General features: G+C 40.5%; 14 protein-coding genes. 5 read left to right on the top strand and 9 right to left on the bottom strand.

Annotated features, from left to right (window positions below; genetic code table 11):
• The first annotated feature begins 22 nt into the window (after positions 1-22).
• Positions 23-1471 (top strand): cardiolipin synthase, encoded by a 1449-nt coding sequence (gene cls, locus IRB43_RS15880; protein WP_203364493.1) that lies wholly within the window; start codon positions 23-25, stop codon positions 1469-1471.
• A gap of 381 nt (positions 1472-1852) precedes the next feature.
• On the opposite strand, the gene IRB43_RS15875 is transcribed toward cls, so the two are convergent.
• The gene (locus IRB43_RS15875) at positions 1853-2911 is read right to left on the bottom strand and encodes an NAD(P)H-dependent flavin oxidoreductase (RefSeq protein ID WP_203364460.1); all 1059 of its coding nucleotides are present in this window, start codon (positions 2909-2911) and stop codon (positions 1853-1855) included.
• A gap of 149 nt (positions 2912-3060) precedes the next feature.
• On the opposite strand from IRB43_RS15875, the gene IRB43_RS15870 reads away from it, so the two are divergent.
• Positions 3061-4437, top strand: coding sequence for an FAD-binding oxidoreductase (locus IRB43_RS15870; protein WP_203364459.1), 1377 nt, complete (start codon positions 3061-3063; stop codon positions 4435-4437).
• A 41-nt stretch (positions 4438-4478) separates the two neighbouring features.
• Here IRB43_RS15870 and IRB43_RS15865 read toward each other — a convergent pair whose 3' ends face one another.
• The 5 genes from IRB43_RS15865 to IRB43_RS15845 are packed head-to-tail and all read right to left on the bottom strand — an operon-like array spanning position 4479 to position 8319.
• Positions 4479-6032: a polyamine aminopropyltransferase gene (locus IRB43_RS15865; RefSeq protein ID WP_203364492.1), complete on the bottom strand. Its 1554-nt coding sequence runs from the start codon at positions 6030-6032 to the stop codon at positions 4479-4481.
• A 32-nt stretch (positions 6033-6064) separates the two neighbouring features.
• Positions 6065-6460: a DUF350 domain-containing protein gene (locus IRB43_RS15860; protein WP_203364458.1), complete on the bottom strand. Its 396-nt coding sequence runs from the start codon at positions 6458-6460 to the stop codon at positions 6065-6067.
• A gap of 28 nt (positions 6461-6488) precedes the next feature.
• Positions 6489-7070 (bottom strand): DUF4247 domain-containing protein, encoded by a 582-nt coding sequence (locus IRB43_RS15855; RefSeq protein ID WP_203364457.1) that lies wholly within the window; start codon positions 7068-7070, stop codon positions 6489-6491.
• A 31-nt stretch (positions 7071-7101) separates the two neighbouring features.
• Positions 7102-7773 carry a PspA/IM30 family protein gene (locus IRB43_RS15850; protein ID WP_203364456.1) on the bottom strand — a complete coding sequence of 224 codons (672 nt, stop codon included), beginning with the start codon at positions 7771-7773 and terminating at the stop codon, positions 7102-7104.
• A 12-nt stretch (positions 7774-7785) separates the two neighbouring features.
• On the bottom strand, positions 7786-8319 hold the full coding sequence (locus IRB43_RS15845; RefSeq protein WP_343070898.1) for a DUF4178 domain-containing protein: 534 nt from the start codon (positions 8317-8319) through the stop codon (positions 7786-7788).
• 152 nt (positions 8320-8471) lie between these two features.
• On the opposite strand from IRB43_RS15845, the gene IRB43_RS15840 reads away from it, so the two are divergent.
• The 3 genes from IRB43_RS15840 to IRB43_RS15830 all read left to right on the top strand — a co-directional run bounded on the left by IRB43_RS15840 (position 8472) and on the right by IRB43_RS15830 (position 10492).
• The gene (locus IRB43_RS15840; RefSeq protein ID WP_203364455.1) at positions 8472-8879 is read left to right on the top strand and encodes a CBS domain-containing protein; all 408 of its coding nucleotides are present in this window, start codon (positions 8472-8474) and stop codon (positions 8877-8879) included.
• A 192-nt stretch (positions 8880-9071) separates the two neighbouring features.
• Positions 9072-9623: a helix-turn-helix domain-containing protein gene (locus IRB43_RS15835; protein ID WP_203364454.1), complete on the top strand. Its 552-nt coding sequence runs from the start codon at positions 9072-9074 to the stop codon at positions 9621-9623.
• Positions 9624-9715: 92 nt separating this feature from the next.
• Entirely contained in the window at positions 9716-10492 is a 777-nt protein-coding gene (locus tag IRB43_RS15830; RefSeq protein ID WP_203364453.1) for an HAD family hydrolase, read from the top strand.
• 52 nt (positions 10493-10544) lie between these two features.
• Here the strand turns inward: IRB43_RS15830 and IRB43_RS15825 are convergent, their stop codons facing one another.
• The 3 genes from IRB43_RS15825 to IRB43_RS15815 form a co-directional block, all read right to left on the bottom strand.
• The gene (locus tag IRB43_RS15825; protein WP_203364452.1) at positions 10545-10844 is read right to left on the bottom strand and encodes a rhodanese-like domain-containing protein; all 300 of its coding nucleotides are present in this window, start codon (positions 10842-10844) and stop codon (positions 10545-10547) included.
• A gap of 171 nt (positions 10845-11015) precedes the next feature.
• Complete coding sequence (locus tag IRB43_RS15820) at positions 11016-11615, bottom strand: hypothetical protein (protein WP_203364451.1); 600 nt, start codon at positions 11613-11615, stop codon at positions 11016-11018.
• A 152-nt stretch (positions 11616-11767) separates the two neighbouring features.
• A complete protein-coding gene (locus tag IRB43_RS15815) occupies positions 11768-13249 on the bottom strand; it encodes an aldehyde dehydrogenase family protein (protein WP_203364490.1) in 1482 nt (493 codons plus the stop codon).
• Positions 13250-14256: the final 1007 nt, after the last annotated feature.

The following is a 14256-nucleotide window of genomic DNA, read 5'->3' as shown; positions in this document are numbered from 1 at the left end:
AAAGGTGGATACCATTATGGGCATGGATGTATGGGGGTGGTTAGCAACCGCTCTGTTATTGTTAAATATCGCTTTATCTTCTATTGTTATTTTTCTAGAAAGAAAAGATGCCTCTGCTACGTGGGCTTGGTTAATGGTATTATTCTTCATACCTATACTCGGATTTATTCTTTATTTAATTTTTGGACAAAATTTAAGCAGGCAGAGACTATTTGATTGGGATGATAAAAAGAAAGTCGGAATTGATACAACAATTAAGAGACAAATGGAAGAGATTCATCTCGGTCAATTTGACTTTCGCAATCCTCAAACCGAAGAACATGAAGATTTAGTATCCATGTTTTTAAGAAATAACGATGCGATTCTAACAGAGGATAATGATATTACGATCTATACAGATGGAAGGGAAAAATTTAACGCTTTAATGAATGATATGCAGCAAGCAACGGATCATATTCATCTGCAGTATTATATTTTACGGCTCGACAATCTCGGTTCTGAAATCCTCAAACTATTAATCGAGAAAGCTCGCCAAGGCGTTGCAGTAAAAATTCTATATGACGAAATGGGGTCACGAGGCGTTCGTAAAAAAGATTTTCAAGCATTAATGGATGCCGGCGGATGTGTCGAAGTCTTTTTCCCTTCCCGCGTTCCTTTAATTAATTTACGCTTAAATTATCGGAATCACCGCAAGCTTGTCATTATTGATGGAAAAATTGGTTATGTTGGCGGATTCAATGTCGGCGATGAATATCTTGGTTTAGACCCAAAATTCGGTTATTGGCGCGACACTCATTTGCGAATAGAAGGAAGCGCTGTTCATTCCATTCAAACGCGCTTTATTTTAGATTGGAATCAAGCATCTGAGACCCATGACATCGACTATTCGGACCGGCTCTTTCCTCACCACCCTAGCCAAAACGATATATCGATGCAAGTTGTCACAAGCGGCCCTGATTCAGAGTGGGAGCAAATTAAAAGCGGCTATATTAAAATGATCTCTTCCGCCAAAAAATCGATTTATATTCAATCACCTTACTTTATTCCTGATGCCAGCTTGCTTGACGCGCTACGAATTGCGGCTCTTTGCGGAGTTGATGTTCGCATCATGATCCCGAACAAACCTGACCATATGTTCGTTTATTGGGCTACTTATTCCAATGCAGGTGAACTCATTAAAGCGGGAGCAAAAATTTATATTTATGATAATGGATTTATTCATGCAAAAACAATCGTCGTTGACGAAAAGCTTAGTTCTGTTGGTACAGCTAATATTGATGTTCGCAGTTTTAAACTGAATTTTGAAGTTAATGCTTTTATTTATGATTATGACACCGGCAAAAAATTGGCCCATATATTTGAAGAAGACATGAAATTATCTTATGAGCTCACAGAAGAAAAGTATCAAAACCGATCCAATGTGATCAAGTTTAAAGAATCCATCTCGAGATTGCTTTCACCCATATTATAAGACAGCAGAAGGTATCCACTTAGGATGCCTTCTTTTTTGTGAAGCGAGATTTTGAACCATTTCAAGTACGACGTGGCTCATTGTTCTATTTATGCAACTCATTGAACGAGGTCGTTCACCCCATCTAGATAAACGCTAAAAAAAATGTAACAATTTATTAAAAATATTTTGAACTTTCTGTGACAATATTGTATAATCAGTTTACAAACAATTAACGAGGTGATAGATATGGATCGTGTACTAATGAAAAAGTTAAATAAACAAGGATTAATCTTCGCCGCTCTTCACTCTATTTTCTTCTTAAACTTAGCCTTCGAATTTATTCAATTTTATTAAATAGATAAAAAGATCAACCAGCAAATAGGTTGATCTTTTTTATATTTATCTCTTTATTTTGCGCAGACTGCCTTGCAATACTTCTCCTACTTCTTTTTCTATGAGTCTGATTAATTGTTCAGCTGTTTGCCGTTTACTTAACCGCGGACTTTGTCCAGACCAAAGTGATAAATAATCGGCTTTATTGAGCTTGGCTGCTTGTTTTCGAATTCCAGCAGTCAAAGTGTTTTGAACCGGGTAAGGAGGCAACTTCGCTTCGTGTGCCTGCATCTCTTGCAAAAATCGATTAGTAATGCCTCTTGCCGATTTGCCTGAAAAAGCTTTTGTCAGTACAGCGTCTGTTTCACTCGCCGTCAAAATCGCTTCCTTATGAAGCGGATGAGCGCCACTTTCTTCCGTAACTAAAAAAGCAGTCCCCATCTGTACCGCTGATGCTCCTAAACAAAGAGCAGCTGCTACCCCTTGACTATTCATAATTCCACCTGCTGCAATAACAGGAATTTGCACCTCCTGCACAACTTGTGGCAACAGTGACATCAAACCGATTAAACGTTCTGGTTTCTCAAAACTCCCGCGATGCCCTCCTGCTTCGCTTCCTTGCACAACTACTGCATCCATCCCTGCTTTCTCGACAGCTATCGCTTCTTCTACCGTCGTAGCCGTTCCGATAACAATTGTTCTATTTGCTTTTAAACGTTGAATCACTTCTTCTTCAGGTAATCCGAAAGTGAAAGAACAAATCGGTACTCTTTCTTTTAACACTACTTCAAGCTGCTCCAAGTATGTGGACGGAACGGTTATCTTTTCTGACGTATCTCGTTCCATCCCTAGCTCTTGTCGATAAGAAATAAGCAGACTTTGAGCATATTTTACTCTTTCTGTATCCTCTTCGATTGGCTCAGGTACGAAAAGATTGATGCCGAATGGAGCATCTGTTAACTTTTTTACTTGCTGAATAAATTGTTCTGTCTGTGCGCCCGATAAATAACCAGCTCCGATATTCCCAAGACCGCCTGCATTAGAAACAGCGGCTACTAACTCTGGCGTCGTCACACCAGCCATCGGTGCTTGCCATACAGATAAATAACTAGATGAACTAAACATAAAACACTCCCCTCCCTTTTTTTAGTTTAAAAGAATTTTTGTTTTATTGAAATGAAAAAAGGGGAAATTAGCCAAATTACATAGAATTCAAGGCGCAATTTGTATAAAATATTCTGTATACATAAATAGAAAGGAATCATGTGATTTTTATGAATATTTATGAGGAACTGCTAGAAAGATTCGGCAAAGAAAAGGTGTCGATCAATGAAACGATTTTAGAACATCATAGTAAGGATGAATCTTACTTTGAGCCTGCACTTCCCGATGTGGTCTTTTTCCCCACATCAAAAGAAGATGTACAAAGCTTGCTTGTTTATGCCAATGAAAAGCGGATTCCGGTCGTTCCATTTGGCGTTGGTTCAAGCCTTGAAGGTCATGTCATCCCGATTCACAAAGGGATTTCTGTTGATTTTTCTCAAATGAACCGCATCATCGAGTTACGGCCAGAAGATTTAATAGTCAAAGTACAGCCTGGAATCACTCGACTGCAATTAAATCAGGAATTAAATAAACACGGACTGTTTTTCCCTGTCGATCCCGGAGCGGATGCGACCATTGGCGGAATGACAGCGACAAATGCAAGCGGCACTCAAGCTGTCCGCTATGGTGTAATGAAAGATCAAATTTTAGATCTTGAAGTCGTGCTAGCGGATGGGCGCGTGCTGCATACAGGCAGTCTAGCCAAAAAATCTTCATCTGGTTACCATCTAAATAGCTTATTCGCAGGCTCAGAAGGAACACTTGGTCTGTTCACAGAAATCACATTAAAACTGCATGGAATTCCGGAATCTATTATGGCGGCTCGCGCTTGCTTTTCTTCCGTAAAGCAATGTGTAGAAACAGCGGTATCGATTTTAAGAGCAGGCATTCCAATCGCTCGCATGGAGCTTGTTGACGCACGTTCTATTTCCCAAGTGAACCATTATAGCGACACAAACTTTAAAGAAACACCTTCTTTATTTTTAGAGTTTCACGGCAATGAAGCAGGCAATCAAGAGGATGCTGAATTTGTACAAGCGCTTTGTGAAGAGCAACATTGTGAGGAATTTATTTTTGAAAAAGACAGCTTAAAAAGATCACAGTTATGGAAAGCACGGCATGATCTTTCTTATGCATTCCGACATAGCGATCCAAAACTGAAAACAATCGGAACCGATGTATGCGTGCCGATTTCTAAACTTCCGGAAATGGTGGAATATGCGCGAACTCGAATTGATGAACATGGACTAGATGGAGCGGTCCTCGGCCATATCGGCGATGGGAATTTCCATACACTCACTTTATTCAATCCAGAAGTTCTGGAACAGGTCACAAAAACTCATTTGTTAAACGAAGAAATTGTTGAGTTTGCCCTTTCCTTAGGCGGCAGCTGTTCAGGGGAGCATGGAGTCGGGATTGGAAAAATAAAATACCAGCAACAAGAACATGGGGAAGCCTTATCAATTATGACTGGTATTAAACAACTGCTTGATCCGAATCAGATTTTAAACCCTGGGAAACTGCTTCCTATGGAAACAAACAATTAGCGAAGAAGGAGGCTGTCTCGTATCGAGCTAGCCTCCTTTCATTAATAATATTTCCAAGATTTTTCGTATACTTCAATTAAGTTTGGACGAATTAATGTATTCGGTTCTATGGGTTGAACCGTTCCATCTTTCCCTTCTATTCGTGCATCTTCATCTTTTCCAAAGTAACTCAATGATGGCAATAAACCCGTTGTTAAATAACGGGTGTTGCTATGAATCTCCAGCGTTTTTAGGTCGATCGACTCTCGAGAAGCAAGAACAAATCCCCATCCCCCAAAGCTTGGAATATCTACATGCAAATTCTCCGTTTGTAACCCTGCAGCAGCGATCGTTCGATCAATCGTCCAATATACTTCAGGAGCAAATACCGGACTTGTTGCTTGCACGACTATTGCACCACTAGGCGATAAATGATTGCGCAGCAATGAATAAAACTCCAGCGTGTACAATTTATTTAAAGATTCATTATTAGGATCGGGCAAATCAACAATGATGACATCATAAAAACCTTTCGCTTGCTCCATAAATTGAAAGGCATCTTCATGCACGATGTTTACTCGGTTATTTTTAAGCGAACCTTCATTTAAATCGACTAAAAAATGATTCTCGTCTGCTAACTTTACCATTTGAGGATCGAGATCAACGAGCGTAATATCAGATACTTCCTTGTACTTCAGCAATTCTCGAACAGCTAATCCATCTCCGCCACCAAGTACTAAAATCCGCTCTTTTCGCTCAGCAGCTGCCATAACAGGATGCACTAATGTTTCATGATAGCGATGCTCATCTGCTGAACTAAATTGAAGCTGTCCATCTAAATAAAGCCTCGTATCTCCATCTTCTCTCGTTAAGATAATCTTTTGATAGGCAGTTTGTTCTGAATAAACGATAGGATCTTTATACAACTTCTGTTCAAAATGAAAGGCTGCTTCTTCTCCAAATAAGATCCCAGCCATAATAACTAAAAGAAACACGATTCCAGCTCCAAGATGAACCGTATACTTTGTTAGTTCACACCGGAATTTAACGGTGATCCAAATCGCTGTCAAAATATTAATAGCAGCTACAATAAAAGCGGTTTTCACAAGCCCGAAATAAGGACGGAGAAGAAATAAAAACAATAACCCGCCAATGAGCCCACCGGCATAATCAGAAAATAATACTTTTGCGGTGCTTTTATGTAAAGCAATGCCGATCTCATTCGCCTTACGAATTAATACTGGCAGTTCGACCCCTGTCAATGTTCCAACAATCAGCGTGATCCCATAAAGAAAGAGAGCATCTGTGCCTTCCGGTAAATAAGCGGTTACACCAAACAGCAAAAAGGCTGATAAACCACCTATTAATACAATACTATACTCAATCCAAATGAATGATAAAACAAGCTTTTTTGTAATTTTTTCACTAATAAAAGCCCCTATACCCATACCCGTTAAAAAAAGAGAGATGGTTAGTGTATACTGCTTAACCCCATCTCCTAAAATATAAGAGCCAAGAGCACCGAATAGCACTTCAAAGATAATGCCGCAAATAGACACAATTCCGGATGCCCAATAAATACTCTTGCTCTGACTTAATCGTTGTTCATCAACCATTTCTCTCACCTTTTCATTGCCTCTTGCTGTTATTAACTAATAGAAGCGCCGACCACACAAGCAAAGCCAACTGATACACAAAAAGAGATTAATCCTACAGCGATATTGCGATTCTTCAGTTGCTCTTCTACTGAAAAGCCTCGTGTCAATAAGTCAAACAATAGATAAGCAATCAGTTGCAAAGCAATGCCATAGGCTCCCCAAATCACCGTTTGGATAATCGTGTCATTATGAAAAATAGAGAACATTAAAATGATACAAATCCCTATAATTTTTCCACCAATCGACAGCGCGACAGCCGCATTTCCTTCGCGAATCTCTTCCCAATCTTTATATTTTTTCGTCATCATTTCAAATAAAACCAACCCTACAACTACCACACCAATGGCAATGGCAAAGTAAAGAAATGTTAATAAAAACGGATTCATTATTCTTCCCCTTTACTAAATAATCTCATTATTTCCCTTCTCCAGGGCCACCACCTCGGAACGTCGAACCTCTTCCAGAAGAACTGGAGCCCCAATTGCCATAATAGCCGCCCCCCGAAGAGCCATACCCCTCGTAACAATCTTCATTATGAGTCGGACCGCAACGATTTCGCTGTTTGTGATCCCAATCTTTCCCGAACATATTAGTAAGCACATGACCTATCAGCATCCCTTGGAAAAAGCTTGGACGGTAATAATCTCGAACAAAACCTTCTGTAGCAACCTCAATCAAGGTATCTGCTTCATTATCAGGATCTTTCGTTAAGATGATTAAATGATGATCATAAATAAGGACTTGTTTACCATTGACATACTTCCCCGTCTCTTCCGGCTTTTCCACCCCAATTAACTCTTTTGCCACATCAGGCACTGACTGATTTTCAGCTTGATAAACATAGGAATTGTCCTTGTCAGAAGACGGACTTTGAACGACATCAATCAGCATATACTGCTCAGAAATATATTCTTCCACTTTGCCGTTCCCGCAACCGGAAAGGATCGCTATGAGAGCAGCCAACAAAACGGGAATTAAACACATTCGCTTCTTCATGAGAAACACTCCAATAAAAACGGGAAAGAAATTATTCTTTCCCTAATTTTTTCTTTAACGCAGCCAACTCATCATCAACAGCACTTTTAGCTTTCAACGCTTCTAGTTCTTCATCAAGGCTTCGTGAGGAAGAACGCAAATCTTCCGACGTCTCCGCTTCCGCTTCATATTGTAGCACTTTCTCTTCCATCCGCTCAAACCCGCGTCTCGATTCATCGCTGCCAACAGAAGACATGGCACGATTCATCTTCGTTCTTGTTTTCGCCGATTCTGCCCTTGCTTTTAATGTATCCTTCTTCAACTTCATCTCTTGATACTCACGCTTCATCTCATCTAGCTTCTCTCGTAACACCTTCGCATCAGTAGCTGCCTGCTCATAAGCTGAACGCATCGCCTCCGCTTGGCCTTCATGAACTTTTTTGTCTTCAAGCGCCCGGCGAGCCAGATCCTCATTGCCTGCCTCTAGCGCCTCGATCGCTTGCTGCTGACGCTTTTCCGCCATTTGGGCAGCATCGTCAAATTTCTTCTTTAGCATTTTTTCATTAGCAATTTGCTTCGCGACAGCTGTTTCTGCTTCACGAATATCAGCTTCCATTTCACGCATAAATTGATCAAGCATTTTCACCGGATCTTCCGCTTTATCAAGTGCCGCATTTAACTCAGAACCTACATAAGTTTTTACTCGTTTAAAAAATTGAAACATGCTTGCTCCTCCTCAACTTCCCGCTAAAATTTTGATTTCATATTCATCAATGGCATAACCATAACTTACTTCTACTTCACTGCCCCAAACTTCCACAGATAAGAAATGTTCTTCAGACGCGTCTTCAAAGTCATAATACTTCATTTCTTTTCCATTCACATTTTGACTGCGACCTTCTCCAGTTACATAAGCTTTGCCATTCTCCTCTAATCTGTACTGCCGCCCCTCATAAGTGACTTTTTTCGGAATCGGTGACTCTAACGGCAACTTCACTGTTTGATATATGCCAAGCTCCAGTTCATCGTCCAGCTCAACGCTGAGCCAAACCGCTTTTCCATCTCCTTGCAATTGATACGCAGCCCACGTATACCCATGATCATTATAATGCAGTTTTCCAATCACTTGAAAATCTTGCAGATCATACGTAACAATGTCGCCTACTTGTAAATTGAATACTGTCCGTTCTTCTACTTTAGTTTCCGCTTTTCCGCGGTTAAATAGCCGGTTAAAGAAACCCAATTTAATCACCTCATCTTTCTTACTCAATTTTTCATACGCACCATTTAGGTAAAAGTTTCAATTTTTTATATTTTATTTAAACAGTTTGGTTAATTTCAATTGCCAACAAGTAAAAATCAAAAAGTATAGTCTTCTAATTTTTACACATAATAAGCTTGAATTCTTTTTGGAGGTGCAAGATGAAAGTACGTGAAATTATGTCTAGAGATGTAGCTTACTGTACAAGTCAAGATTCAATGGAAACTGCCGCAAGTAAAATGGAGTCCTTAAATGTCGGTGCGATTCCAGTAGTAAATAATGGGCAAGTCGTTGGAATGGTCACTGACCGCGATTTAGTCGTACGTGGATTAGCCAACCAGCAAAATAGCAAAGTTTCAGAGGTGATGTCCAATAATATCGTATCCATTTCTCCAGATGCCTCTCTAGAGGAAGCTGCTGCTCTTATGGCTCAACATCAGATCCGCCGATTGCCGGTCGTAGAGAACGGACAATTAGCTGGAATTGTCTCCCTAGGTGATCTATCTGTTAGAGAGCAAGCAAATGAAAGTGCTGGTTCTGCCCTAAGCGATATTTCTAAAAACTTTTAATCCCGAAAAGAAGACTGGCAATTACAGCCGTCTTCTTTTTTTACCTCAATCATCCTCCTCGACAAAACTATTAACTAATCAACAAAACTAGTGAAAGGAGCTTTCTATTAAGCATGGAATCTATTATCTATGGCAAAAAATACGGAGGGGATTTTCTAATGGGATAATCCTCTTACTGCGGAGGGATGAAAGATGGAACAGGCTTATTTCAGTTCAGAAGTTGCCAAAAGTCTTGGAGTCGGAGCTAGCACATTACGCAAATATTCACTGGCCCTAGAAGCAGCAGGCTACCATTTTGATAGAGGCATCAATAACTCCCGCGTTTTTTATCAAAAAGATATTATTGCAATGCAACGCATATTCAAAGCAGTTCAAGATCAAAACATGTCTATGGAAGCAGCGATTGAACTAGCTGTCAAGCAGCAGCAGGAGGACCTCCCTGCTCAAATAAATCATGAACCTGTCATACACGATGAGCCATTATTAAGCAAAATTGCCAAGCTTGAGGAGCAACAGCAAACATTAATCGAGGTCAATAAGGAATTAGTGAAAGAGCTAGCTCAATACCAACGATGGATGAGGGAAAAGATTGAAAGCATTGAACATAAAGACATCGAAATTCGCGATCGGCTGTTGTTAGCTAATCTGCAAAATAAGCAAGTAAAACGGGAAGTACCTGTTTACCACCTTTCGTCTTTCTTCGCCTGGTTTAAACGAAAAAAGAATGCAGCTTCTTTTAATTAATGCTCTCTTTACTTTCCCTCTTATCTCAGAAGGATTTTGTTTAGTTTTGTCGAATACATTCCTCATCACTATTAAATGAGGGAGTTTATCGAATGAAAAAAGCTGTATTTTTTGATTTAGACGACACATTATTAAATGACCGCAAAAGCATCCAAACTGCTTTTGATATCACATGCCAAGAGTTAGCAGAACAATACGGCATTGACGCAATAACAATTGAAGAACATGTAAGAGCAGCAGCTCGAGAACAATACGAAACCTATTCTTTTTTCCCAATCACCGTTCAAATTGGCATTAATCCATTTGAAGGACTTTGGGGAAACTTTGGGGATGTTCATCATCATCAGTTCAGGCAAATGGGCGAACAAATTAGCGACTACCAACTGAAATCGTGGGAAAACGGTTTAAAGAAATTAGGAATTGAAACAGCGGCTGCTTGGGCAAAAGAACGATTCCGCGAAGTTCGCCGACAATCCCCTTTCGTGTACGAGGAAACTTTCCAAGTACTTGATACATTAAAAGATAAAGGTTATCGCCTCTTACTTTTAACAAATGGTGCCCCATCTCTACAATTAGAGAAATTAACGATGACTCCTGAACTTGTTCCTTATTTTGAACACATTGTTATTTCCGGAAATGTCGGATTCGGCAAGCCAGATCCTGTTATTTTTGAACATGCTTTAAGATTAATGGACTTGTCACCGCAAGATGTGGTAATGGTTGGTGATAATTTAAGCACGGATATTTTAGGGGCAACACGAATGAAAATGGATTCTGTTTGGATCGACCATAAAGATGGAAAACACGTCGAGGAAGCCAAGCCTACTTATACAGTGAATAAACTGCAAGAATTGCTGGGTATTATTTAAGAAAATAGTCGATTAAACAAGCGTTCTTCCTATACAGAAGAACGCTTGTTGATTATTCTACTGGCCCTTCCCAACTCATCATACCGCCAAGTAAATTTGTCACTTGGAACCCTTTACTGGACAGCCATTCACAAGCTAGAGAGCTGCGATTACCGCTTCGACAAATGATCAAATATTCTTTGTCTGCCTGAAATTCATCCATTCGGGCTAACACTTGGCCTAACGGAATATTAATCGCTCCTGGAATCGTTCCGCCTGCCACCTCGCCAGCTTCTCTTACATCGACAACGACTAAGTTTTTCTTTTCCTGCAGCATTTGTTGAGCTTCAGTTGATAATACGTTAGAAAACATCATTTTAGCCTCCATATACCTATAAGGGTATTTTTATATATAATAATATACCCATAATGGTATGTCAATTGTTAAATTTTCATGATACGAATATTCGACATGTTTCACGTGTAACATTTTGTCGTAACAATTAGCAAAAAAGACTGACTCAAGCACTTGTTGAGACAGCCTTTACTTTCGCTTCTTCATTCTATATGGCAACAGTTGCAATAAACCGTTCTCTTTTTTATTGGTTGTTTCAAAATCACTATACTGATTTTGAAATAGTTGACAACTGAATGGTTCGCTAAGCCACTCTTTGACAATTTCTATGGAACAAAGAGGTGTATGCTCTTGAGATGATAGCACCTCACAATAAATATCCATCGCCATCTGTTCATTTAACCATGCAGCCATTTGTTTAACGGACATAAATGGTTGATAAGCTGTTCCGCAATATAATGAACATAATAACATTAGCTGATAGTCTGTTTTTAGCAATTCTGCACACCACTTCTTTTTTGTATCACTGGTACCATTCACGAGTTGATGATAAATCTTATTTGCATCTTCATATAGCCGTTTCATGCGATTTTCCATATACAAATAACTATCTTCAAAATATAGTTTCTGACCATATTGGTTTTCATTTACTTCAAACATATAATACCCTTTATAATCCTTATCAATCTCTCCTTGCTTATACATCCGATGCAGATCAATCGTTTGATATTGTCGATTTTGTCTCAACTTATGAATGGGCAAACAAAATATCTGTTGGACACCGCTCATCTTTACACCTGCTTTATCAATGATCTTCTTACTTGAATTATCGTATGAAAATAAAAAAATGCAAATTTCAATACGCTTTCAGGAACTTATTTCCTATCTCATTATATAAAACAGCCCTTGCTCTACGTTTAAGCAAGGGCTGTTTTACATCATTAATAATTATCAATTTGCGCTCTTTGAATTTTGCCGCTGTAATCTACATAAACAGACTTCCATTCTGTGTATACATCTAGCGAGGCTACCCCCGAATCTCGATGTCCATTTCCGGTTCCTTTCGTTCCTCCAAATGGCAAATGAATTTCCGCTCCCGTCGTACCGGCATTAATATAAACAATACCTGTATCTAAATCTCTCATCGCTTGGAAAGCTCGATTCACATTAGCGGTGAAAATGGAGCTAGATAGACCAAATTCCACGCTGTTATTCACTTCAATGGCTTCCTCTAAGCTTTTCACGGAAATAATGGAAGCCACCGGTCCGAAAATCTCCTCTTGCGCAATTCTCATATGCGATTGCACGTCGGTAAATAATGTCGGTGCATAGAAGTTTCCTTTGTCGAGACCATCCTTTGTGACAATCTCACCGCCGCAAAGCAATTTAGCTCCTTCTTGTTTGCCGATTTGGACATACTCATTTATTTTCTCTAAAGACGAACGATTGATGACTGGTCCCACATGAACTGATTCGTCAAGACCATCACCAAGCGTTAATGTTGCGATTTTCTCTAGCAGCTTCTTTTCCAGCTCTTCTTTCACCGCTTCATGAACAATAATGCGGCTGCAAGCAGTGCAGCGCTGTCCACTCGTTCCAAACGCACTCCAAACAATCCCGTCTACGGCAAGATCCAAATCAGCGTCTTCAAGCACCGTCACTGCATTTTTCCCACCCATTTCAAGAGAAGTCCGCTTTAACATGCCGCCTGCACGAGCATTGATCATCTTGCCGACTTCATTGGAGCCTGTAAAAGAAATCAGGTCAATATCCGGATGATCCACCATCGCGTTTCCTACAACACTACCAGATCCATGAACGAGATTAACTAACCCTTTTGGCAGGCCTGCTTCGTCATAAATTTTCACAAACTCTCCTGCTAATATCGGCGTTTCTGAGGCTGGTTTCCAAACGACTGCATTGCCAGACACAAGAGCCGGAAGTGATTTCCACGCGGCAATCGCAATGGGGAAATTCCATGGCGTAATCAGCCCAGCTACACCGACAGGCACACGGATACTCATCGCAAACTTATTACGAAGCTCCGATGGAACAGTATCACCGAATAAACGGCGTCCCTCTCCCGCCATATAATAGGCCATATCAATTGCTTCTTGAACTTCTCCTCGTGCTTCCGCAATCACCTTTCCCATTTCTTTCGTTAAGATCTGCGCGAGCTCTTCTTTACGCTCTTTTAATAAAAAAGCTACTTTATATAACACATCTGCACGCTCTGGAGCCGGTACATTGCGCCATTCCTTTTGCGCCCGCTTCGCTGCAGCCACCGCTTGATTGACATCCACTTTTGTAGATTGAGTCACTTCCCCAAGTACTTCTCCATTAACGGGATTCGTATTTGTTTTGAACTTTCCAGATTCGGACGCTACCCACACACCATCAATGAAATTGACATACTTCTTCACATGGATGCCGTCTTGCATATGTTCTGCCATTGTTTCGTTTTTCATATAAACATCTCCCTTCCGTTATTGGAAATCGTTCACTCAAAATGAAGGCCATGCATCGTTTCACTTTATCTGCTTTTCTTCTAATAAACTATGGTTTTATTGTACAAAAATTCTACCTATTTAACATGATCCGAGAGAAGTCCCCTTCCTCAAGGAGAGTGAAGGGCACAGCCGAAAAACGTTGTATGGAGGACCTTCCGAACTTTGTCGAAAGAAAAAAGGATGATCGTATCCATTTGCTCTTTNCGCACGTTGAAAACAAGCTTTACAGCGCCACGGTCTACGCTTCAAGAGTTATTTCACCTACGTCGGATTTGCGGAACGATTTGGAATGACTGCGTACAGCTGGCTCGGTATTACTACCGAATTCATGGCCAATGGATCAACAAAAGTGACCTTCAATCGGAACTCAAAGGCTTGTATCCGCTTCACAGTCAGACGATCCAAGCGGTGTGCCATAAGTTTTTGCATGCCCGGGAAGGCGTTCGCCAAGCGCGGAAAACGAACAAGTCTATCCGCTATCCATACAAAGAAAAGTTCGTGTTTCCTCCCAAATGGGTCGACCAATCCTTTGTACTTAAAGGACGCAAGTTGACACTCAGTCTAGGCCGGTGGAAAGGAAAACAACAGAAACCACTTGTGTTGAAACTCTCCTCGGCTCCAGCTAGTGGTGTGGTCAAAGAAGTGGAACTCATCTACGATGGTCGGTGGCATGCCTGTTTGTCGTATGAAGACGGCATCGAGCCCGTCCCCGTGTCAGACGGTCAGACAGCCGCGATCGATCCAGGAGAAATTCATACCATTGCCGCTGTTAGTACTCATGGACAAGCGCTAGTGATTTCGGGCAGAAAGATGCGCAGTGTTCACCGGTTGCGAAACAAAAAAGGGAGAGAACTGCAAATTCTCATGAGCCGGTGTCAAAAAGGGTCGAGGAAATGGCGTCAATACAATCGGGCAAAAAA

It is taken from the genome of Bacillus sp. REN10, from assembly GCF_016820555.1.
Classification (GTDB): domain Bacteria; phylum Bacillota; class Bacilli; order Bacillales; family Domibacillaceae; genus Bacillus_CE.
This window is presented reverse-complemented; position numbering and strand designations above follow the sequence as displayed.